The sequence below is a fragment of the Paeniglutamicibacter terrestris genome (assembly GCF_012271785.1).
Taxonomy (GTDB): Bacteria; Actinomycetota; Actinomycetes; order Actinomycetales; family Micrococcaceae; genus Paeniglutamicibacter; species Paeniglutamicibacter terrestris.
This window is the reverse complement of sequence record NZ_JAAWVT010000011.1, coordinates 69,072-89,893: the sequence shown is the minus strand read 5'-3', so window position 1 is coordinate 89,893 and position 20,822 is coordinate 69,072. Positions and strand designations below refer to the sequence as shown.

Below are 20,822 nucleotides of genomic sequence, written 5' to 3'. Positions count from 1 at the left end.
TCCTTCAAACAACGAATTTTCGTTGCCGAAAGAAAGCTGACCCGCCTTAGTTTTTTACCGGATTAATTAGGCCCGATCGAGGCCCTGCTGCAGTGCGGCACCAACGATGCCCGCATTGTTTTTGGAGGTGGCCACCGTGATTGGGGTGTTCAAGCTGAGGCGGGGCAGGTAGTCCTCGGCGCGCTTGGAAATTCCGCCGCCAATGATGAACAGTGTGGGGGAGAATAGGAACTCAACGTGGGAGAAGAAGCGCTGTAGGCGCTTGGAGTATTCCTTCCACGACAGGTCTTCGCGTTCCCGCGCCGAGGCGGAGGCCCTGGATTCAGCAACTGCCGAATCAATTTCCAGGTGTCCCAGCTCAACATTGGGAATCAAGACGCCATTGTGGATGAGTGCCGATCCGATGCCAGTACCCAGGGTGATCACCAATACCGTGCCAGCAACTCCGGCTCCGGCACCAAAGTGTGCCTCGGCCAGACCAGCGGCGTCGGCGTCGTTCATGACGTGGACCTCGCGACCCAGTCGCGTGGTGAACAATTCGTCCACGTCGGTGCCGATCCAGGATTTATCCACATTGGACGCGGAGCGAGCAACACCCTGGTGGATGATCGCCGGGAAAGCGACGCCAATGGCACTGTTTGTATCCGGAGCTTCGCCTCGGGTGGCCAACTCGGCAACAATCTGCGCGACAACCTCGGCGACTGCAGCTGGCGTTGCCGGCTTGGGGGTATCGAAGCGGACACGATCGCCAATCAGCGTTCCGGTGGCTAAGTCAACGATGCCGCCCTTCATGCCGGTGCCGCCGATATCGATGCCAATGGCTGTGGGCGATGGGTTCAGTGCGCGTTCAGACATACGAGTCGGGATCTTTCTCTAAGGATGGGCTAAAACGGGTTCCCTGGTTTTTAGGCCAGGGTCAGGATTTCGGCGCCGTCCTCATTGACGAGCAGTGTGTGTTCAAACTGTGCTGTGCGCTTGCGATCCTTGGTGGTGGCAGTCCATCCGTCGTCCCACATGTCCCACTCAATAGTTCCCAAGGTCAACATGGGTTCAATAGTGAAGGTCATGCCGGGTTCGATGAGCTGGCTGTAGGCCGGTGCTGCATCGTAGTGGGGGATGATCAATCCAGTATGGAAGGATTCTGCCACGCCGTGGCCCGTGAAGTCTCGCACCACGCCATAACCGAAGCGTTTTGCGTAGGCGGAAATGGTACGGCCGATGACATTGATTTCGCGCCCCGGCATGACGGCGCGGATGGCCCGGCGCAAAGATTCCTCGGTACGCTCTACCAAGAGGCGTGATTCTTCATCAACGTCTCCGGCGAAGAAGGTGGCATTAGTGTCGCCGTGGACTCCGCCGATGAAGGCGGTGATATCGATATTAACGATGTCACCATCCTGCACCACCGTGGTATCCGGGATGCCGTGGCAGATGACCTCATTGATCGATGCGCACAACGACTTGGTGAATCCACGGTAGCCCAGCGTGGACGGGTACGCCTTGTGATCAAGCAGGAATTCGTGCCCGATTTTGTCTAACTCATCGGTGGTGATGCCCGGAACAATCGCCCGCCCGACCTCGGCCAGTGCCTGCGCGGCGATCTTTGACGCCACACGCATCTTGGCGATGATCTCTGCCGAACGAACTTCGGGGGCATCGGACTTCCGCGGTGCGGGACGGCCAACATATTCCGGACGCGCGATCGAGTTGGGGACGGTTCGTTGCGGGGTCGGCGTCCCGGGCTTAAGAGAGCCGATGGGTGCGGTTGTTGCTAAAGACATGTCTTTCATTCTAGCGGGGCAAGATCAGCCGATGGCCACGCACGTTGTTCATTTTATCCGCTGGGATTGAGCCGGCGGATGTAGTGTGGTGGGCAAGGAGCGCCTACAGCGCCACGAATAACGAACGGTGGGACGGATAAACATGAGTGACGCATTGCCCGGCGAGGGCGAATTCTGGTTCAACATCACCACCGGCGCGGTCGAGACCGGACCTCAAACGGATTGGTCCCAGCTCTTGGGCCCATACGCATCTCGGGCCGAGGCCGAAGCCGCCCTGAACAAGGTGCGCGAGCGCAACGAGCAGTGGGACGAAGAAGAGGAAAACGAAGAGGAAAACTAGGGGCGAGTGCCGCCCCTAGCTTTCCGGGAATTCGTGCTCGGCCGCCGGGAAGGTGCCCCCGAGGACATCCTCACGGTAAGCCGTTGCTGCACCGGCTACCACCGAGCGTAAGTCCGCGTACTTTTTGACAAAGCGTGCGCTCTTCCCGCTACCTAGGCCCAGCATGTCCTGCCAGACCAGCACCTGTCCGGTGGTGGCGCCCCCGGCGCCGATACCCACGGTGGGTACATGCAGAGCTTCATCTACACGACGGGCCGTGCTGGTGGGAACCATTTCCATCAGCACGGCAAAAGCGCCCGCGGCCTCAAGAGCCTGCGCGTCGGCGATCATGAGGTCCCCGGCTTCGCCGCGACCCTGTACTCGGTAGCCGCCCAGAGCATGTTCGGACTGTGGGGTGAAACCGATGTGCGCCATCACCGGCACGCCGGCAGCCACCAGTGCGCGCACATGCGGCGCGAAGAAGGCGCCGCCTTCGAGTTTCACTGCGTGCACACCACCCTCCTTCATCAACCGCACGGCCGAGGCAACGGCCTGCTCGGGAGAAACCTCGTAGGAACCGAATGGCATATCGCACACCACCAGGGCGTGCGAGGCACCGGATACCACCGACTTGGCAAAGACGATCATGTCGTCCATGGTGATCGGCAGCGTTGAGGAATAGCCCATCACGGTGTTGGCCGCCGAATCTCCCACTAGCAGGACTTCGATGCCACTGGCATCGAAGATGCCCGCCATCATGGTGTCGTAGGCGGTTAACATGGCAAATTTCCTCCCCTGATCTTTGGCAGCTTGGAGGTGATGCAGACGGATTCTGGGCCGTGCGGCGCCCTCTGCGGACGCCGGATTCGTGGGTGTTGAAGGATGTGCGCTCATGTGCAGAAGACTAATGCACAATGCAAGAATGACTCCCTTCCATGTCATGAGGGAAATTCGAGATAAAGACCGTATAAAGTGGGTAAGTGGGGCGGAAATCGCCGCCGTTGCACCCCCTTGTGGAAGGAACCCGCCGTGGATCGCCAGCAGGAATTCGTCCTTAGAACCATTGAGGAAAGAGACGTACGTTTTGTGCGCCTGTGGTTTACGGACGTTGTGGGTTCCATGAAATCGGTGGCGCTTGCCCCGGCGGAGGTCGAAGGTGCCTTTGAAGAGGGCCTCGGCTTTGATGGTTCCTCCATTGAAGGACTCTCTCGCATTTACGAGTCCGACATGCTCTTGCAGCCGGACCCCTCGACCTTCCAGATCCTTCCGTGGCGTGGTGAAACCGAACCCACCTCACGGATGTTCTGTGACATTCAGACCCCCGATGGTCTGCCCGCCGCGGCCGACCCGCGCCATGTACTGAAGCGCCAGCTGGCTGCCGCAGCAGACATGGGCTTCACCTGCTACACGCACCCGGAAATTGAATTCTATTTGTTGCGTTCCTCCGAGCTGGGTGCCGAGGGCTACCCGGTACCTGTTGACCGGGGCGGATACTTTGACCACGTCACCGGCGGCGTCGCTCAGGACTTCCGCCGCACCGCGGTGACCATGCTCGAAGCCGTGGGGATCTCGGTGGAGTTCAGCCACCACGAAAATGGCCCGGGACAAAACGAAATCGACCTGCGCTACGCGGATGCGTTGCAGACGGCCGATAACATCATGACCTTCCGGACGGTGATCAAAGAGGTCGCGATCCAGCAGGGCATCTACGCCACGTTCATGCCCAAACCGTTCTCAGATGAGGCCGGCAGCGGGATGCATACGCACTTCTCGCTCTTCGAGGGCGACACCAACGCCTTCTTTGAAGCCGGACGCGAATTCCAGCTCTCGGACACCGCACGTCAGTTTATCGCCGGCATCCTGCGTCACGCACCGGAATTCACCGCCGTCACCAACCAGTTTGTGAACTCCTACAAGCGCCTGTGGGGTGGGGGAGAGGCCCCCAGCCACCGCTCGTGGGGACATAACAACCGGTCGGCCCTGGTCCGTGTGCCGCTGTACAAGCCGGGTAAGGGTCAGTCGGCGCGTGTTGAATACCGCGGCATTGATTCCGCGGCCAACCCCTACCTGGCCTACGCCTGCCTCTTGGGCGCCGGTCTGAAGGGCATCCAAGAAGGCTACGAACTCGAGCCGCAGGCCGAAGACGACGTCTGGGGTTTGAGCAGCGCAGAGCGCCGAGCCAGCGGGCACGATCCGCTGCCTGGCTCACTGCACGATGCGATTCGTGCCATGGAGGAGTCCGAGCTGGTGGCCGAGATTCTCGGCGAGCAGGTCTTCACCTCGTTCCTGCGTAACAAGCGTGATGAATGGGAAGCCTACCGGCAGAACGTCAGCCCGTTCGAGCTGCGCCGCTACCTGGGGATCCTCTAGGAACGTGGTGCCGGTGATGCCCACGAGGCAGCTGATTGCGGCAGGTTTCGACGACCTCGAGCGCGCCAAGCGCTTCCTGGCCGATAAGGAACTGATCGGCCTCGATTTGGGTGTTCTGGTGGGCCACCTCTCCCACGCCGCGGACCCGGATCAGGCACTGTTGTCCCTGCTAAGGGTCATTGAGCATGCGCCTGACGCACTGAAACTTGTGAAGGATCCGAGCCTTGCTCCGGGATTCATGCGCTTGTTGGGTGCCTCTGACGCCTTGGCGGGATTCTTGATCCGCGAACCTTCCGCACTGCAGGTCTTGGCGGCACCGGCGCCACAGGTGATGCGCGGACGCAGCGCCATGGAATTGCGGGCCGAGCTGTTGCGCGCCGTCGGCGCCGATCCGTCCGCTGGGATGCCCCCGGTGGCCACGGCTAGAGGCGAAGATGGTTATCGAATGTTGCGGGTGGCTTACCGCCGCGCGGTGCTCAGCCTGGCCCACCGTGACCTCGGGGCCGCCGACGCACTGGAGGCCATGCCGGCGGTCGGGCGCGAACTCGCCGACCTTGCGGCGGCCGCCATCGATGGTGCGCTGGCGATTAGCCGCGCCGAGGCCGCAGAACGCTTTGACCCCGCAGATATCGCCGATCTTCGTCTGGCGGTCATCGGCATGGGTAAATGTGGCGCCCAAGAACTGAACTACGTCTCGGACGTCGACGTCATTTATGTGCATTCCAGTGATCGGCTGGAGGACGAGCTGGCTCACACCATCGCCACGGAACTGGCGGTGGGCATCTCCCGGGCCATCGACAGCTCGGGTATCGAACCTGGCTTGTGGGAGGTAGATGCCAACCTGCGTCCCGAAGGCAAAGACGGTGCTCTCAGCCGTACTCTCGAGTCGCATGCGGCATATTACGCCCGCTGGGCCGCGTCGTGGGAATTCCAGGCACTGCTGAAGGCTCGTGCCATAGCCGGTGACGCCCTTCTTGGAGCAGCTTACGAAGCTATGGTCGCTCCGCTGATCTGGTCTTCCTCGGAGCGTGACGGATTTGTTGACTCGGTCCAGCGCATGCGCCGCCGAGTGACGGCGAATATCAAGCCCAGCGAGGTGGCGTTCCAGCTGAAGTTGGGTCCCGGTGGACTGCGGGATGTTGAATTTACCGTTCAGCTGCTCCAGCTGGTCCACGGGCGCGTGGATGAAACCTTGCGCGTGCGCTCAACCACCAAGGCCATCGAGGCACTGAGCATGGCCGGATACATTGGCCGCGACGATGCGCAGAAATTTGATAGTTCTTATCGTTTCCTGCGCGTCTTGGAGCACCGTATTCAGTTGGTTAACCTGCGTCGGACGCACCTGATGCCGCACAAGGAGGCGGGCCAACGAGTTTTGGCTCGGGCCGTGCGATCGAGTGTCGGAGGCAAAATATCGACCGCTGCGGGTCTGCTCCAGCGCTGGAGCGAGACCAAACGGCTGGTACGCCAGCTGCACGAACGAATCTTCTACCGCCCGCTGCTGAGCAATTCCGCAAACTTGTCAGCCGACGAGGTCAGGCTTTCCCCGGAAGCGGCGCAATCACGCTTGCGCGCCCTCGGTTATGCGGATCCGAAGGCAGCAATGCGCCATATCGAGGCGCTGACCGGCGGAGTGCGCCGACGCGCGGCCCTGCAACGGCAGCTGCTTCCGGTATTGCTGGGGTGGATTGCCGAAGGGGTCAACCCTGACGCCGGCTTGCTAGGGTTCAGGCGCCTGAGCGAATCATTGGGGGAGTCGCACTGGTACCTGGGGATGCTGCGCGATTCTAATGCTGCAGCCGAACGGCTGTGCCGCATCCTGTCTAATTCTCGTTTCATTACCGATCTGTTGGAGGTCTCGCCCGAGTCCACCGCGTGGTTGGGCGACAACAAACAGTTGATCCCACTGAGCTACGAGGCTTTGTGGGCGGAAATCTCCGCAAAACTGAAGCGCAATCCCGCCGCCGAGCAGGCCATGCGGCTGATTCGGTTGGTGCGCCGACGGGAAATTTTGCGCATCGCGTTGGCCGACGGTGCAGAAGCCATCGATCAGGACACTGTGGGTCGCGCCTTGGCCGAAAATGACCGGGCCGCGGTGCGTGGTGCCTTGGAAGTTGCCCAGCGCACAGAATTTGCCAAGACCCCGCAGCTCGGTGAATTCCTGGTGGTGGCCATGGGACGCCAGGGCGGAAAGGAAATTGGCTACTGCTCGGACGCCGACGTCATGTTCGTCCAGCGCCCCTTCAAGGATTCGTCGCCGGAAGATGCCCAAGCGCAGGCGCTGCGCATTGCCACGGCAGTGGGTTCCTTGTTAGGCAAGGCCATGGTGCCGGCGATCGCTGCAGAACCGCGGCTGGAAATTGATGCTGCGCTGCGCCCCGAGGGCAAGAGCGGTCCGCTGGTGCGCTCCATCGAATCTTATGAAGAGTATTACCGCCGGTGGTCCCAGATCTGGGAGCAGCAGGCGCTACTGCGTGCTGCCCCTATGGCCGGGTCCGAAACGCTGGCGGAAGACTTTATGGCGATGGTCCAGCCCCTGCGTTATGAACAGGTCATGGGCGAGGAGCAGGTCCGCGAGATCCGCCGGATCAAGGCCCGCGTGGAAGCCGAAAGGTTGCCCCGTGGCGCCGAACCGGAACGTCATCTGAAACTGGGCCGTGGATCGCTCAGTGATGTGGAATGGCTGGTCCAGCTCATTCAGCTGCAGCACGCCAAGGAACACCCCGACTTACGCACCACCTCTACGCGTCCGGCGCTTAAAGCCATCGGCGCCGCGGGAATCATTCCCGAAGCTGACCTAGAGACGCTGGATACTGCATGGTCATTGGCTACCAGGATCCGCAGTGCCGGGCTGATCTGCACCGGTCGGGTCAGCGATGTGCTGCCAACCTCCTGGCCCGATATGGAGGCTGTGGCGCGTTGGTGTGGTTATGCTCCCGGGGAGGCCTCGGTGATGGAAGACGACTATCTCAAGGCCACGCGCCGGGCCAGAAACGTTTTTGAGCGTTACTTCTACGGCTTCGAGGATTAAGCGCCTAGGCTGAGGTCACCGACGCGGTGATCCGCTCGGCGCCATCATCTTTGAAAGGACGGGAGAGGGCCATGCATCTTTCCAGCGCAGAACTCGATGACTTGCTGACCACGGAGGCTCAGAAGGCAAAGGCCTCGCACAATGGCCGCAGCGCGGTCGCTGTGCTCAAGGACGGCCATCTGCGTCACACACTCATTACCTTGCTCGAGGGCTCTCGGCTTAACGAACATGCCAAACCGCTGGCCGCAACGCTGCAAGTGTTGCGCGGCACGATCGTGGTTAATTGGGCCGGCGAATCACGAGTCATTGAACATGGGGGACTCTTTGTGTTGCCCGATGCCCTGCATGATGTTGTGGCCAACGAGGACAGTGCCTTCCTCCTGACCACCTTGGTCGGCTGAGGCCTTCCGCTCTCATCCGAGCACGAGGTGAGGTCCCAGTGAATATGTTGGAGACGTACAGCAAGATAGAAGGCCGTGCCTGAACTGATTTTTGACAGGCCAAAGCGAACACAAAAAAGTCCGTGTGGAAACGTCGGCTTCTTTTGAAGCGACTCATCCACACGGACTTTTTAGTAGTTACCGAGGAATCTCGGCGTGCTGCTTAGCAGCCGTAGTACAGCTCAAACTCGTACGGGTTCGGGCGCAGCGACAGCGGCTTGATTTCAACTTCGCGCTTGTATTCGATCCAGGTGCGGATCAGGTCCTCGGTGAAGACGTCGCCCTCGAGCAGGAAGTCGAAGTCGTTTTCCAGTGCTTCGAGTGCCTCGTCGAGGGAACCCGGAGCCTTCTGGATATCCTTGGCTTCTTCGGCCGGGAGCTCGTAGAGGTCCTTGTCGATCGGGTCTGCCGGCTCGATGCGGTTCTTGATGCCGTCAAGGCCAGCCATCAGCTGGGCTGCGAAGGCCAGGTACGGGTTAGAAGCGGCATCCGGTGCGCGGAACTCGATGCGCTTGGCCTTCGGGTTCGAGCCGGTGATCGGGATACGGATACCAGCGGAGCGGTTGCCCTGCGAGTAAACCATGTTGACCGGTGCTTCGTAACCCTTGACCAGACGACGGTAGGAGTTCACCGTCGGGTTGGTGAAGGCAAGAACTGCCGAAGCGTGCTTCAGCAGGCCACCGATGTACCAGCGAGCGGTGTCGGACAGGCCGGCGTAGCCCTTCTCGTCGTAGAACAACGGGATGCCGTTGGCCCACAGCGACTGGTGGCAGTGCATGCCCGAGCCGTTGTCACCGAAGATCGGCTTCGGCATGAAGGTAGCTGACTTGCCCCAAGCATCGGCAACGTTCTTGACGATGTACTTGAACTTCAAGATGTCATCGGCCGAGTGCGTCAGCGTGTTGAACTTGTAGTTGATTTCAGCCTGGCCGGCAGCGCCAACCTCGTGGTGGCTGCGCTCGACCTCGAGGCCTGCTGCTTCGAGTTCGAGACAGATGGCGTCGCGCAGGTCGGCCTGCTTGTCGGTCGGGGAAACCGGGAAGTAACCGCCCTTGAAGGGGGTCGTGTAACCCTGGTTGCCGCCCTCGATCTTCTTGCCGCTGTTCCACGGTGCCTCGATGGAGTCAACCTTGTAGAACGAGCCCTGGGGCTTCGATTCGTACTGAACGTTATCGAAGATGAAGAATTCGGCTTCGGGGGCGAAGAATGCGGTGTCGGCGATACCGGTCGAGGACAGGTAGGACTCTGCGCGCTCGGCCACACCACGCGGATCGCGGTGGTACGGCTCTCCGGTGCGCGGGTTCACGATGGAGAAGATGAAGGCAAGAGTCTTCTCAAGACGGAACGGGTCGAGGTAACCGGAAGTGACATCGGGGATGAGCTGCATGTCAGAGTCGGCGATGCCAGCGAAGCCGGCGATCGAGGAACCATCAAAGAGCTGGCCGTTGAGGAAGAAATCTGCATCAACCGTGCGGGCCGGAACGTTGAAGTGCTGCTGGACGCCGGGGAGGTCAGTGAATCGGATGTCAACAAACTTGACATCTTCTTCGGCAATATATGCGATGACTTCTTCTGGGCTCTTGAACATTGTCAGGGACTCCTGTGTGGGATTTCTACATTGACGGCTTGGGTGCCGTCACTGGGAAACGTCCTACGACGTTTCTTCCTGTGTTATCAACACTAGCCTTAAGCGATTACTCTCCTGTGTCTCGATTGTTTCCGTTACGTTACATAGGCGGCAAATAGCGGCCTTGTATTGTGGCGTGAATCACTTAGGTGTAGTGGGGTTACTCAAACAAGACGAAGCGAATATAAATAGGGGGAGCCGGGAATCTCTCGCCCGGTTCTTGCCCGGTAGGCTGGGGATGTGGAAAGAAAAGATTTTGGCTCGTGGCTCGAGGGCCCGCCGCAGTTAAGTGATCAGGAATGGCCCGGCAAGAGATTGGGACGCCCGGAAAGGGGCCCCGGTTCTGTTGCGCGCATCGGTCGGCGTGTCGGCGCTTTATTGGTGGACTGGGGGATCGCGATGCTGATTTCCATGTTCTTCTTTAAATCTGATCCCGCGGCGAACTTGGTGATCTTCGCCGCGACGCAAATGCTCTTTGTTGGTGTTACTGGGCATTCAATCGGCCACCGCATCTTCGGGATGCAGGTCCAGGGGCTCGATGGAAGTGCTGTGCGGCCGCTGACCGGAATCATTCGCACCGCGTTATTGTGCCTGGTTATTCCGGTCTTCTTCAGCGACTCGGATCAGCGTGGATTCCATGATCGGATCCGCAAGACGATTCTGGTTCGTATCTGATTCTTCCTCGCGTGCGTGGAGATGAACTTAAACAAGTAATGCGGGTGTCCGAACCAATGGTTCGGACACCCGCATTACTTGTTGGTGGCTGTTGCTGTTAGGCGTTAGCGCATTTGCTTACGGTTGGGGCGAGCCCGGTTCGGGTCAATGCCCTTGGGGATCGGCAGCTTTGCGCTACCCAGGGTGCTCAAGCGCTTGTCAACGGCGCTGATCTCCAACTTGGTGATGGACTTCGGCAGCTTCTTCATAGCCTTGCCAACCTCGGCCAACTTGGTTTGGCCTTCGTCGTTGCCGGAGTGGATCACGTGGATCGGCACGTTGGGAAGAACGCGGCCCATGCGCCTGCGCTCGGCGTCAACCAGCGAGCGAACTCGGGCGGTTGGTCCCTCGGTCACCAAAACGACGCCGGCGCGGCCGATGCCCATGAACACCAGGTCCTTGGACCGGGGGTTCACCGCCACTGGCTCTTCCTTCAGGATCCAGCCACGGCGCAAAACGCTCATGGCCGCTCCTGCGGCTCCCGGGCGACCCTCGAGCTGGGTGAACGCAGCCTTTTCAGCACGTCGCGAAAGAATCATTGTCGCTGCAAGCAGCGCCACGGGAATCGCGATCAATAGGGTCGTGACCCAGTTGTTGATGATCAGACCGATGATCAGACCTACAACAAGGACACCAAGGGCAGCCAGAAGCATCAGCCAGACGACCATAGGGTCATTCTTGCGAGTCATCTGGAAGACCTGGCCCAGCTGTTTCAGCCGGCCCGGTTCCTTGTTGGCCTTTTCGGCCTTGGGCTTGCGCGAGAACAGTCCGCGCTTAGGACTTGCAGCCTCAGACGAGGCGTTATCGGTGTTTTTGGCCATAGTGGTTCAATTCTACGTGATCGGGGAACGCCTAGGCGCCGACCAGCGAAGAAGCCTCCTGGCGAGTGTCGCCTGAGCTGGCGATGTGGGCCAGCGCCTCCGGGATGACGTTGCCCTTTTTGCGCATTGCTGCTGCCCAGAGGCGGCCCGCGCGGTAGGAGGAACGAACCAAGGGACCACTCATGACACCCAGAATGCCCAGTTCTTCGGCTTCCTGCTGCAATTCCACGAATTCCTGTGGCTTGACCCAGCGTTCAACCGGGTGGTGACGCTCGGTGGGACGCAGGTACTGGGTGATGGTGAGCAGATCGCAGCCCGCCTCCACGAGGTCCTGGATGGCCTCGGTAATTTCCTCACGTGTCTCGCCCATGCCCAAGATCAGGTTCGACTTGGTGATCATGCCATTGGCCCGACCCTGGGAGATGACATCAAGCGAGCGTTCGTAACGGAAGGCCGGACGGATCGACTTGAACAGGCGCGGCACGGTTTCAAGATTGTGCGCGTAGACCTCGGGGGCGGAAGCACAAATCTCGTCGAGGTACTCGGGCTTTCCGGAGAAGTCAGGAATCAAGAGTTCGACACCGGTGCCGGGGTTCAGCTGGTGAATGCGGCGTACCGTCTCGGCATAGAGCCAGGTTCCTTCGTCGGTGAGATCATCGCGGGCTACACCGGTGACGGTGGCGTAACGCAGTCCCATTTTCTTCACGCTCATGGCGACCTTGAAGGGTTCCGCGCGATCCAAAGCTGCCGGCTTGCCGGTGTCGATCTGGCAGAAGTCACAGCGACGGGTACATTCCGAACCGCCGATGAGGAATGTTGCTTCCTTGTCTTCCCAGCATTCGAAGATGTTCGGGCAGCCTGCTTCTTCGCAGACAGTGTTCAGGCCTTCGGACTTGACGAGCTTCTTCAAGTTAACGTATTCGGGGCCGATATTGATCTTGGCCTTGATCCATTCGGGCTTCCGCTCAACAGGAGTCTCGGTATTTCGCTGCTCAATACGCAGCAGGCGGCGACCTTCGGGTGCGGCACTCATGAACGGGCTCCTTCGGGGGTTGTAGCAGTCAGCGCGACGATCGGACTTAGTAGCGCTTCAAGTTCTTTTTCAACGCGGTCCAGGACATCGGCCGGATTCACGGTAAGACCGGTTTCCTGGCTGATGCTCGTGGTTCCGGCGTCGGTGATGCCGCAGGCAATGATCTGGGAGTAGGGAGCCAGATCATTGGAGCAGTTAAGGGCGAAGCCATGCATTGTTACACCATGGTCAACACGGATACCGATGGCAGCCAGTTTCCGGTCTTGGGCACCGTCGGTGCCGGCAACCCATACGCCGCTGCGGCCCTTGATGCGGGTTGCGGGGATTCCGTAGTCGACGGCCACATTGATGAGGGCTTCTTCGAGTGTTTCAACGTACTCCCGAATGCCCTTCATATCGCGTAACCGAACGATGGGGTAGCCCACCAATTGGCCGGGGCCGTGCCAGGTGAGCTTCCCGCCGCGATCCACGTCGATCACGGGGGTGCCGTCCGTTGGCAAATCTTCGGGTTCGGTTCGTCGACCCGCGGTATAGACCGAAGCGTGCTCCAGCAATAGCACCACGGGACCAGACTGCCCGTCGGTTACTTCACTGTGTATTTGGCGTTGCATGTCCCATGCGACGCGGTAATCAACCAGCTCGGGGGCATGGCCGATTCTCTCGAATTTGATGGTCATGGGAACCACAGTACGCGGTTTGCCACTTGCCCTCGAATCGTCTACACACTGTTTCTTGTGGATAACTTAAGCGCAACTAAATCATGAGGCGTAGAACAGATTTATGGAATCCTATGACAAGCCTCCGGCTTTCCCCAGCATGGATGGCTACCGCACGCTACGGCACCTTGATGATGGAGCTCATGGCCTCGTTTTTGTCGTCGAAGAAGAAGCGACACATGTAGAGCGAGCCATTAAAATCCTGCGCGGGGTGGCCAGCGAGATGGCGGGGGAGATCAATTGGGGCCCGCTGGAACATGAGTTCTTGGTTGACGTTCTGGGCACCATCACAACAAGCCTGGGTCCCGGGATTCTGATGGAATATTGCCCCGCCGGTTCCGCCGCAAACGTTGTTGCGGTGCGCGGACCATTAAGCGTGGGGGAGACCATCACGGTCATGGCACCGATTGCCGAAGCCTTGGATTTCTTACATGCCCGGGGGATGACCCACGGTGATCTGAGCCCGCGCAATATTTTGTTTACGGCCGAGGGCAAACCGAAGTTGGGGGACTATGGAATGCATCGGCGCCTGGGTCAATCACCGGGCGACTTTGCGACAAGCGGCTTCTGCGCACCGGAGAGTTCTCAGCAGAGCATCTCCGGGATTCTTGAACCCGCACGCGACATCTACGCCTTGGCTGCCTGCACCTGGTACCTGCTGACGGGAAGACCGCCTAGCTCCACGGTTAACAGAACTCCTTTGGGCGCGATGGTTCCGGAAGTGAACGACGAATTTGCGCGATTGCTGGAGCAGTGTCTGGATATCGACCCGAAGAATCGGCCGACAGCGGCACAATTTGGACAACGCATCTTTGTTGCAGGGGAGCCTCTGGCGGTTGAACTCAGTTCGGCTGTGGAACCCGAAGCGCTGAAGCACATGACGACCACGCGCCAAGTACCCGCCGGAGCTGGCCTTCTGGGCTGGCATCGCCGCCAGGGTCACAGGTCTGTCGCGGACAAGGAATTGCTCAAGCAGCGCACGGCACAAATCAAGGCCCAACAGCGCCGCGTGCCACGTCGGCTCCGAGCCGTGATGGGCAAAACGGTCATTTTGCCCGAGCAAGATGTGCTGGAACAAGAATCCGCGGAAGCTCCGTGGTCCACAATGCATAAGGTTCACGGGTTGAGGCACGGGAATAGGCGCATTGTTCTTGGTGCTTTTGCTGGCCTGCTGGCAGTGATCCTCGCCGGTTCGGGTGCGTATGCTTTCAAACGCTCGAGCGACCAGAATGTTTTGGTGAATCCCACCGATCAGGTGTCAACTCAAAGCGTCATCCATGATCCGCTAGCGGGATCCTCGCAGCAGCGAACGCCGGGAAATGTTCAGGAAATCATTCTTGCCGCCGCCGAATTGAGCTCGGGCCGGGACAAGGCGCTGATGAAGGGGGACTCCAAGCAGCTGGAACGTTTACATGTTAAAGGAGCTCCGGCGCTGGCCACGGACGTGGAGGTCTTGAGTCGGATGAAAAAACTGGGGGTGCATCTTGAAGGTCTGCAGACCCGGCTCAGCGACGTGGTCGTGCTGCCCTCAAGCGCAGAAAACGAAGTGGTGTTGGACGCGACGAGTGTGCAAAGCAGCTACCGCTACATGGATGCGGGCGGGGAGGTTATTGTCAGCGCGAAGCAGCCCGAAACGCAGCGCGTACAAATGATATTGCGGCGCGTGAATGGGGTGTGGAGACTGTGGCAGGTATCCGCTGCGCGGTAATGAATGTGGGGTGTGCGCCGGCACGGGCACATGCCGCAACCGGCGCACACTACCGGATGCGACCTACGTCAGGCTTGCATCGAGGGTGATCGAGGGGACGGCAGCGAGTGCAGCCGACACCGGGCAGCCCTCTTTAGCCGAGAGAGCGAGCTTCTGGAATTCCGCGTCCTCTAGACCTGGGATGGTGGCCTTGAGTGTCAGCCTGATGGCACTGATCTTGGCGCCATCGCTGGTATCAAAGTCCACTGCTGCGCTGGTTTCTAGTTTGTCGGCAACGTGGCCGGCCTGCTTGAGAATATTGCTCAGTGCCATGGAGAAGCACGATGCGTGGGCAGCTGCAATCAGTTCTTCCGGGCTGGTCTTACCTTCGGCGGCTTCGGTGCGGGCTCGCCAGGTTACCGGGAACGTTCCGATGCCCGATGTCTCAAAGGTGGTTTCCCCCGACCCGGACGCCAAATCTCCGGTCCAAACGGTACTTGCGCTTCTAGTGGTGACTGCCATGGTGACAACTCCTTGAATCTGCAATGGGACGAAGGCAAACGCCTCCTCGGTAATCCTATGGCCCGGGGGAGTAGAACGACAGGACCGGGATTAACAGCAATGGCGGTGTGTCGGCGGGAAACCCACTGACACACCGCCATTGTTCTGTAGGCATGAGGCCTACTGATACGGCAAATTCCTGATTAGACCCAGAGGGTCGCCACAGCGATGGCGATCAGGGCAGTGCCGCCGGTGCCATGAGCCAGACCAGTGGGTACCTCTTGGCCATTTTTGATCTTACGGCGGCCCAGAAGTGCTGCCACGAAGACGCCGATGGCCAGCAAGAGCTTGACGGCGATCTTGGCGTGGTTCACCTGGCCGTCACCGGCTTCAGCGACGCCAACCAGTGCTAGGCCGGTGACCAGCTGGGCGATGGAACCATAGAACTGCCAAATGTTGACGGTGGGTGTCTTGAAGTTGGCCAGCCAGCCGCCAAAGATCGCAGCCGCACCCAATACGTGCAGGAAAACCAGGATTGCAGTCAAAAAAGTCATGATGTCAGCCTAATCGAAATTCGACGGGTTGTAGAATTCGAGCCCTCCGTGGGGGAGAACAAATAGGCCGAGGGCGGTACACCCCCATATGGGGATGTACCGCCCTCGGCTTATTAGTGACTCGAGCTTAGAGGCCGAGGTCGGCTTCGAAAGCGCCTTCTTCAAGGCGAGCCTTCAGCGTCTGCAGGAAGCGTCCTGCATCGGCGCCGTCAACCAAGCGGTGATCGTACGTCAGCGACAGGTACATCATGTGGCGGATGGCGATGGTGTCATCGCCATCAACGCCGCCCACGACAACTGCGCGCTTGACGATTGCGCCGGTGCCCAAGATGGCAACCTGCGGCTGGTTGATGATCGGGGTGTCGAAGAGCGCGCCGACCGAACCAATGTTCGTGATCGAGAACGTTCCCCCGGAAAGCTCGTCCGGACCGATCTTGTTGTCGCGAGTACGCTTCGCCACGTCAGCGATCTTGCCGGCCAGGCCAGCGAGATTCAGGTCGCCAGCGTTGGAGATAACAGGAACCAGCAGGCCCTTGTCTGTGTCAACCGCAATCGCCAGGTGCTCGGCGTTGTGGTAGGTGATCTCCTGCTTGGCCTCGTCGTACTCGGCGTTCAGCTTCGGGTGCTGCTTCAATGCTTCGGCAACGGCCTTGGCAATGAACGGCAGGAAGGTCAGCTTGGAGCCGTTGACGGCAGCAAACTGGTTCTTAGCCGAATTGCGCAGGTTGGCGACGCGAGTCATGTCGACCTCGTGCACCTGGGTCAGCTGAGTGGAAACATCCAGCGACTCGCGCATGCGACGAGCGATGACCTGGCGGATACGCGGTGCCTTGGCAACGGTGCCACGCAGCGAGGATGCAACCACGGGTGCAGCAGCCTTGGCTGCCGGAGCGGCAGGTGCCGAAGCAACTGCTGCGGCCGGAGCAGCGGGAGCGGTGGCGTCAATGACGTCCTGCTTGCGAATACGTCCGCCAACACCGGTGCCGGTGACGGTGGAGAGATCAACATTGTTCTGGTTGGCCAAGCGGCGAACCAACGGGGTTACGTAACCGTCGTTGCCTGCGGCAGGAGCGGCAGCCGGTGCAGCCGGAGCGGCAGTCGGTGCCGGTGCAGCAGCGGGTGCCGGTGCAGCAACTGGAGCCGGAGCGGCAGCCGGAGCCGGAGCCGGAGCGGCAGCCGGTGCCGGTGCAGCAGCGGGTGCCGGAGCGGCAGCGGGTGCCGGTGCCGCAGCGGGTGCCGGAGCAGCGGCGGCGCCTGCGGCACCAACGATGGCCAGAACGGTACCGACCTCAACGGTCTCGTCTTCCGGAACGCGAATTTCCAGCAAGGTACCGGCAACCGGGGAAGGAACCTCGGTGTCAACCTTGTCGGTGGAAACCTCGAGCAGCGGTTCGTCAACGGCAACCTCGTCGCCAACGGCCTTGAGCCAGCGGGTGACGGTGCCTTCGGTGACGGATTCGCCCAATGCCGGGAGAGTGATCTCGGCGCCCGATGCGGCGGCTGCGGGGGCAGCGGCCGGAGCTGGTGCTGCTGCGGGAGCTTCGGCCGGTGCTGCTGGAGCCTCTGCCGGTGCTGCCGGTGCTTCTTCGGCCGGCGCGGCGGCCGCGGGTGCTGCGGCTGAGCCGGAACCATCACCGATGCGAACCAGTGCGGCTCCAACTTCGGCGGTCTCGTCCTCGGCCACGAGGATTTCCTCAATGACGCCGGCAACCGGCGAAGGGATTTCGGTGTCGACCTTGTCGGTCGAAACTTCCAGCAACGGCTCGTCGACCTCTACGCGGTCGCCTACCTGCTTGAGCCAGCGTGTAACGGTGCCTTCGGTGACGCTTTCACCCAGGGCGGGCAAGTTCACGGTTTCAGACATCTTGTTCCCGTTCTCCTATTAACTAAAAAATTTGTGTGCAAGAGATGCGCGGTATCCCGCGCTTCTCCGTGGGAGGGCATTGCCTCCGAGCTTAGTGCACCGGGTACGCGTTCCGTGGAGGAACGCGTACCCGGTTAAGCGTTTGTGACTAACCGTGCAGTGGCTTGCCGGCCAGGGCCATAGCGGCCTCGCCGAGCGATTCGTTCTGCGTGGGGTGTGCGTGGATGAGCTGAGCAACATCCTCGGGGTAGGCTTCCCAGTTCACGATGAGCTGTGCTTCACCGATCTGCTCGCCGATGCGTCCGCCGATGCCGTGAACGCCCACGATGGGACCGTTCTTGACGCGGACCATCTTGATCAGGCCGCTGGTGCCCAGGATCGAGGACTTGCCGTTGCCGGCCAGGTTGTACTCGGTGATCTCAATCTGGTCATCGCCGAACTTGGCCTTGGCGGCCGGCTCGGAGTAACCAACCGAAGCGATCTCCGGTTCGCAGAAGGTGACCTTCGGGATGTTGATGTCCTCAACAACCACTGGCTTCTGGCCAGCGATTTCCTCGGCAACAAAGATGCCGTGCTGGTAACCGCGGTGTGCAAGCTGGACGCCCGGGACAATGTCGCCGATCGCGTAGATGTTGCCAACGCCGGTGTGGCAGCGCTCATTGGTGAGCACGAATCCGCGGTCCATCGGGATGCCCTGAGCTTCGTAGCCCAGACCCGCGGTGACCGGTCCACGGCCAACGGCAACCAAAACGATGTCTGCTTCAAGGGTCTTGCCATTGGCCAGGGAGACCTTGACGCCGTTGGCATCCTGTTCAACCTTTTCGAAGAAGACGCCGGTGTTGAACTTGATGCCGCGCTTCTTGAAAGCGCGCTCCAGGTGCTTGATGATCGCCGGATCTTCGTTCGGGACCAGTGAGGGCAGGCCCTCAACGATGGTCACGTCGACGCCGAAGGACTTCCACACGGAAGCGAATTCAACGCCGATGACGCCGCCGCCGAGCACGATGGCGCTCTTGGGCAGGGTGTCCATGTTCAGTGCCTCGGTGCTCGTGAGCACCCGACCGCCGATTTCCAGGCCGAAGGTCTTCGACTCGGAACCGGTAGCGAGAATGATGTTCTTGCCCTTGTACGGCACGCCGTCAACGTCGATGGTGTCCTTGGAAACCAGGCGGCCGTTACCTTCGATAACGGTGACCTTCTTCATCTTCAGCAGACCGGTCAGGCCCTTGTACTTGCCAGCGACAATATTGTCCTTGTAGCTACGCACGGCGCCGAGGTCGATCGACTCAAGGGTGGTGTTGATGCCGTACTTGGCACCTTCACGAGCATTTTCGGCCAATTCGGCCGAGTGCAGGTACGCCTTGGTAGGGATGCAACCCCAGTGCAGGCAGGTGCCACCGAGCTTGGCCTTTTCAATCAGACCGACGGTGAAGCCCAGCTGCACGGCGCGCAATGCTGCCGAGTAGCCGGCAGAACCGCCGCCGAGAATGAGGATGTCGAATTCTTGCGTTGCTGCCGATTCGGCCACGTGAACGCTCCCTCGTAATGAGTTATGGCCGACGTCGTGGTCGACCAGGGGGTCTATTGGGTGTGTCTTTGCTGGCCCAATCCGGGTCGACAAACACGGTAAAGCAGTGATCTTTCACGTTCACCTTATCCCCCCAAATCGTACGGAGCCACATGTCGTGAGCCAGATTGCGGACTCCTGTGACCGGCCCCACAGCGGTGGCGGCCAAAGTGGCCGACACCGCCGCGATTCCGGCCATTTCTACTACGAGAAGTAGAAAAGGGGGATTGGGTGTGCGCTTGTTGGTGTTCCCTACTTGGCCGCGGACATTTCCTCGGCCAGTGCTACCAGGGTGCGCACCGAGGATCCGGTGCCATTCTTGTGGGTGTATCCGAAGGGTGCCGACTCGTTAAATGCGGGACCAGCAATGTCCATATGGGCCCACGGAATCTTGACCCCATCGACCTCGCCTACAAACTCATTCAAGAACACCGCTGCGGTCATCATGCCGCCCATGCGCTCACCGATGTTGGCCAGATCGGCAACCTGAGAATCGATGGTGGCGCGCAGTTCCTCGGGAAGCGGCATGGCCCATGCACCCTCGCCGGCGCGGGTAGCGGCGGTAACCACGGCATCACGTAGTGTGTCATCGCCCATGATTCCGGCGGTGCGCAGACCGAGAGCCACCATCTGGGCGCCTGTCAGGGTGGCGATATCAATCAATGCGTCGGGTTTTTCGAGGCTGGCTGCCGCCAGTCCATCACCCATGACCAAACGGCCCTCGGCGTCGGTGTTGAGGACCTCGACGGTCTTGCCGCCGAACATGGTGATCACATCGCCCGGGCGGGTGGCGGCGCCACCTGGCATGTTTTCGGCGAGGCAGAGCCAGCCGGTGACCTTGATCGGCAGGTCAAGAGCGGCAATGGCGGTAACGGTCTGGAAGACTGTTGCTGCGCCGGCCATGTCCGACTTCATGGCGTGCATGCCAGCGGCCGGCTTGATGGAGATTCCGCCGGTGTCGAAGGTGATGCCCTTGCCGACCAGCGCTAGGTGCTTGGTGGCCTTGGCGGGGGAGTACTCGACCTTGACCATGCGTGGCTTGCGTACCGAGCCTCCGCCGACGCCCATGAGTCCGCCGTAGCCATCCTTCTCAAGCTTCTTCTCGTCGATGATCGTGACCTTGAGTCCTGCGCCCTTGGTGGTGTCCTTAACTTCTTGGGCGAAGGACTCCGGGTATAAGACATTGGGGGCGGTGTTGACCAGATCGCGCGTGGCGCGCACTGCGCGGCCCAAGATTGCTGCACGCTTCAGGGCGGCAGGCAGGTCCTTATCCGCGGAAGCCGCGGTGGCAATGATGGCCTCGCTCAGCGGCAGCTTGGTGGCCGGGGTAGAGCGGTGGTTGTTGAAGTGGTAGGCGCCGAAGGTAATGCCCTCGGCCACCGCTGCTGCCTGCGAGAGGGTGGCGGCGGGTAGGGCGAAGAGGATGGTGTTAACGCCAGTCAGCTGGCGGGCGGCGGATCCGGCGGCTCGACGCAGCGCTTCGTCGCTCAACGTCGATTCCTCGAATGAGCCCAGACCAACGAGCACCAAGATGTCGGCCTTCATCTCCGCGTTGGCGGCGAAGCGCACCAATTCATCGGCTTTGCCGGTGACGCCCAGGGCCGTGAGCGAGTCCTGAAGGGTTTCGGTGACCTTAACGCTGAAAGGAGAAGCCACCAGCACCGGACCATCGGTGCCCTTAACGACACCGAGGACCAGCGCGCCGGCGCCAATTCGCTTGATGTCAGTGGAGACGGCTGTCAGCTTGAGATCGCTGGAGTTGATCACGAAACGAGTCCTGTTCTTTGAATTCTGTGC

General features: G+C 60.4%; 18 protein-coding genes. 6 read left to right on the top strand and 12 right to left on the bottom strand.

Going from position 1 to position 20,822, the window contains the following annotated elements; all coding sequences use genetic code 11:
• Nucleotides 1-66: 66 nt before the first annotated feature.
• Together ppgK and map are read right to left on the bottom strand one after the other, a co-directional pair.
• Nucleotides 67-855, bottom strand: coding sequence for a polyphosphate--glucose phosphotransferase (ppgK, locus tag HED64_RS17415; protein ID WP_168153248.1), 789 nt, complete (start codon nt 853-855; stop codon nt 67-69).
• A 50-nt stretch (nt 856-905) separates the two neighbouring features.
• Nucleotides 906-1,781 carry a type I methionyl aminopeptidase gene (gene map, locus HED64_RS17410; RefSeq protein WP_168153247.1) on the bottom strand — a complete coding sequence of 292 codons (876 nt, stop codon included), beginning with the start codon at nt 1,779-1,781 and terminating at the stop codon, nt 906-908.
• Nucleotides 1,782-1,923: 142 nt separating this feature from the next.
• On the opposite strand from map, the gene HED64_RS17405 reads away from it, so the two are divergent.
• On the top strand, nt 1,924-2,121 hold the full coding sequence (locus tag HED64_RS17405; protein ID WP_168153246.1) for an SPOR domain-containing protein: 198 nt from the start codon (nt 1,924-1,926) through the stop codon (nt 2,119-2,121).
• 15 nt (nt 2,122-2,136) lie between these two features.
• Here the strand turns inward: HED64_RS17405 and panB are convergent, their stop codons facing one another.
• Entirely contained in the window at nt 2,137-2,994 is an 858-nt protein-coding gene (gene panB / locus HED64_RS17400; RefSeq protein ID WP_168153245.1) for a 3-methyl-2-oxobutanoate hydroxymethyltransferase, read from the bottom strand.
• 135 nt (nt 2,995-3,129) lie between these two features.
• On the opposite strand from panB, the gene glnA (HED64_RS17395) reads away from it, so the two are divergent.
• The 3 genes from glnA (HED64_RS17395) to HED64_RS17385 all read left to right on the top strand — a co-directional run bounded on the left by glnA (HED64_RS17395) (nt 3,130) and on the right by HED64_RS17385 (nt 7,902).
• Nucleotides 3,130-4,470 carry a type I glutamate--ammonia ligase gene (gene glnA / locus HED64_RS17395; protein ID WP_132364857.1) on the top strand — a complete coding sequence of 447 codons (1,341 nt, stop codon included), beginning with the start codon at nt 3,130-3,132 and terminating at the stop codon, nt 4,468-4,470.
• Between the two features lie 16 nt (nt 4,471-4,486).
• Nucleotides 4,487-7,501: a bifunctional [glutamine synthetase] adenylyltransferase/[glutamine synthetase]-adenylyl-L-tyrosine phosphorylase gene (locus HED64_RS17390; protein WP_210149899.1), complete on the top strand. Its 3,015-nt coding sequence runs from the start codon at nt 4,487-4,489 to the stop codon at nt 7,499-7,501.
• A 71-nt stretch (nt 7,502-7,572) separates the two neighbouring features.
• Entirely contained in the window at nt 7,573-7,902 is a 330-nt protein-coding gene (locus HED64_RS17385) for a cupin domain-containing protein (RefSeq protein WP_168153243.1), read from the top strand.
• Between the two features lie 202 nt (nt 7,903-8,104).
• Here HED64_RS17385 and glnA (HED64_RS17380) read toward each other — a convergent pair whose 3' ends face one another.
• Complete coding sequence (gene glnA, locus HED64_RS17380) at nt 8,105-9,529, bottom strand: type I glutamate--ammonia ligase (protein WP_132364863.1); 1,425 nt, start codon at nt 9,527-9,529, stop codon at nt 8,105-8,107.
• Nucleotides 9,530-9,967: 438 nt separating this feature from the next.
• Here glnA (HED64_RS17380) and HED64_RS20290 point away from each other — a divergent pair, with 438 nt between their 5' ends.
• Entirely contained in the window at nt 9,968-10,243 is a 276-nt protein-coding gene (locus HED64_RS20290) for an RDD family protein (protein WP_425351813.1), read from the top strand.
• 104 nt (nt 10,244-10,347) lie between these two features.
• On the opposite strand, the gene HED64_RS17370 is transcribed toward HED64_RS20290, so the two are convergent.
• The 3 genes from HED64_RS17370 to lipB are packed head-to-tail and all read right to left on the bottom strand — an operon-like array spanning nt 10,348 to nt 12,813.
• Nucleotides 10,348-11,103 carry a DUF4191 domain-containing protein gene (locus HED64_RS17370; protein ID WP_168153242.1) on the bottom strand — a complete coding sequence of 252 codons (756 nt, stop codon included), beginning with the start codon at nt 11,101-11,103 and terminating at the stop codon, nt 10,348-10,350.
• A 31-nt stretch (nt 11,104-11,134) separates the two neighbouring features.
• Nucleotides 11,135-12,136 (bottom strand): lipoyl synthase, encoded by a 1,002-nt coding sequence (gene lipA / locus HED64_RS17365; RefSeq protein ID WP_168153241.1) that lies wholly within the window; start codon nt 12,134-12,136, stop codon nt 11,135-11,137.
• Nucleotides 12,133-12,813: a lipoyl(octanoyl) transferase LipB gene (gene lipB, locus HED64_RS17360; RefSeq protein WP_168153240.1), complete on the bottom strand. Its 681-nt coding sequence runs from the start codon at nt 12,811-12,813 to the stop codon at nt 12,133-12,135. The genes lipA and lipB overlap by 4 nt, the downstream gene beginning before the upstream one ends.
• A gap of 103 nt (nt 12,814-12,916) precedes the next feature.
• Between lipB and HED64_RS17355 the strand changes: the two genes are divergently transcribed.
• The gene (locus HED64_RS17355) at nt 12,917-14,560 is read left to right on the top strand and encodes a serine/threonine protein kinase (RefSeq protein WP_168153239.1); all 1,644 of its coding nucleotides are present in this window, start codon (nt 12,917-12,919) and stop codon (nt 14,558-14,560) included.
• 63 nt (nt 14,561-14,623) lie between these two features.
• On the opposite strand, the gene HED64_RS17350 is transcribed toward HED64_RS17355, so the two are convergent.
• The 5 genes from HED64_RS17350 to HED64_RS17330 form a co-directional block, all read right to left on the bottom strand.
• Complete coding sequence (locus HED64_RS17350) at nt 14,624-15,061, bottom strand: OsmC family peroxiredoxin (RefSeq protein WP_132364873.1); 438 nt, start codon at nt 15,059-15,061, stop codon at nt 14,624-14,626.
• A gap of 182 nt (nt 15,062-15,243) precedes the next feature.
• Nucleotides 15,244-15,594 carry a hypothetical protein gene (locus tag HED64_RS17345; RefSeq protein ID WP_168153238.1) on the bottom strand — a complete coding sequence of 117 codons (351 nt, stop codon included), beginning with the start codon at nt 15,592-15,594 and terminating at the stop codon, nt 15,244-15,246.
• 127 nt (nt 15,595-15,721) lie between these two features.
• Nucleotides 15,722-17,458 (bottom strand): 2-oxoglutarate dehydrogenase, E2 component, dihydrolipoamide succinyltransferase, encoded by a 1,737-nt coding sequence (gene sucB / locus HED64_RS17340; protein WP_168153237.1) that lies wholly within the window; start codon nt 17,456-17,458, stop codon nt 15,722-15,724.
• Nucleotides 17,459-17,606: 148 nt separating this feature from the next.
• Entirely contained in the window at nt 17,607-18,986 is a 1,380-nt protein-coding gene (lpdA, locus tag HED64_RS17335) for a dihydrolipoyl dehydrogenase (protein WP_168153236.1), read from the bottom strand.
• Between the two features lie 291 nt (nt 18,987-19,277).
• Nucleotides 19,278-20,792, bottom strand: a complete 1,515-nt coding sequence (locus HED64_RS17330; protein WP_168153235.1) for a leucyl aminopeptidase — start codon at nt 20,790-20,792, stop codon at nt 19,278-19,280.
• Nucleotides 20,793-20,822 lie beyond the last annotated feature (30 nt).

Excerpts from the sequence above, each read along its gene's own strand:
- ppgK (WP_168153248.1), bottom strand. The coding sequence starts at position 855 with ATGTCTGAACGCGCACTGAACCCATCGCCCACAGCCATTGGCATCGAT.
- map (WP_168153247.1), bottom strand. The coding sequence starts at position 1,781 with ATGTCTTTAGCAACAACCGCACCCATCGGCTCTCTTAAGCCCGGGACG.
- HED64_RS17405 (WP_168153246.1), top strand. The coding sequence starts at position 1,924 with ATGAGTGACGCATTGCCCGGCGAGGGCGAATTCTGGTTCAACATCACC.
- panB (WP_168153245.1), bottom strand. The coding sequence starts at position 2,994 with ATGAGCGCACATCCTTCAACACCCACGAATCCGGCGTCCGCAGAGGGC.
- HED64_RS17390 (WP_210149899.1), top strand. The coding sequence starts at position 4,487 with ATGCCCACGAGGCAGCTGATTGCGGCAGGTTTCGACGACCTCGAGCGC.
- HED64_RS17385 (WP_168153243.1), top strand. The coding sequence starts at position 7,573 with ATGCATCTTTCCAGCGCAGAACTCGATGACTTGCTGACCACGGAGGCT.
- glnA (WP_132364863.1), bottom strand. The coding sequence starts at position 9,529 with ATGTTCAAGAGCCCAGAAGAAGTCATCGCATATATTGCCGAAGAAGAT.
- HED64_RS20290 (WP_425351813.1), top strand. The coding sequence starts at position 9,968 with ATGCTGATTTCCATGTTCTTCTTTAAATCTGATCCCGCGGCGAACTTG.
- HED64_RS17370 (WP_168153242.1), bottom strand. The coding sequence starts at position 11,103 with ATGGCCAAAAACACCGATAACGCCTCGTCTGAGGCTGCAAGTCCTAAG.
- lipA (WP_168153241.1), bottom strand. The coding sequence starts at position 12,136 with ATGAGTGCCGCACCCGAAGGTCGCCGCCTGCTGCGTATTGAGCAGCGA.
- lipB (WP_168153240.1), bottom strand. The coding sequence starts at position 12,813 with ATGACCATCAAATTCGAGAGAATCGGCCATGCCCCCGAGCTGGTTGAT.
- HED64_RS17355 (WP_168153239.1), top strand. The coding sequence starts at position 12,917 with ATGGAATCCTATGACAAGCCTCCGGCTTTCCCCAGCATGGATGGCTAC.
- HED64_RS17350 (WP_132364873.1), bottom strand. The coding sequence starts at position 15,061 with ATGGCAGTCACCACTAGAAGCGCAAGTACCGTTTGGACCGGAGATTTG.
- HED64_RS17345 (WP_168153238.1), bottom strand. The coding sequence starts at position 15,594 with ATGACTTTTTTGACTGCAATCCTGGTTTTCCTGCACGTATTGGGTGCG.
- sucB (WP_168153237.1), bottom strand. The coding sequence starts at position 17,458 with ATGTCTGAAACCGTGAACTTGCCCGCCCTGGGTGAAAGCGTCACCGAA.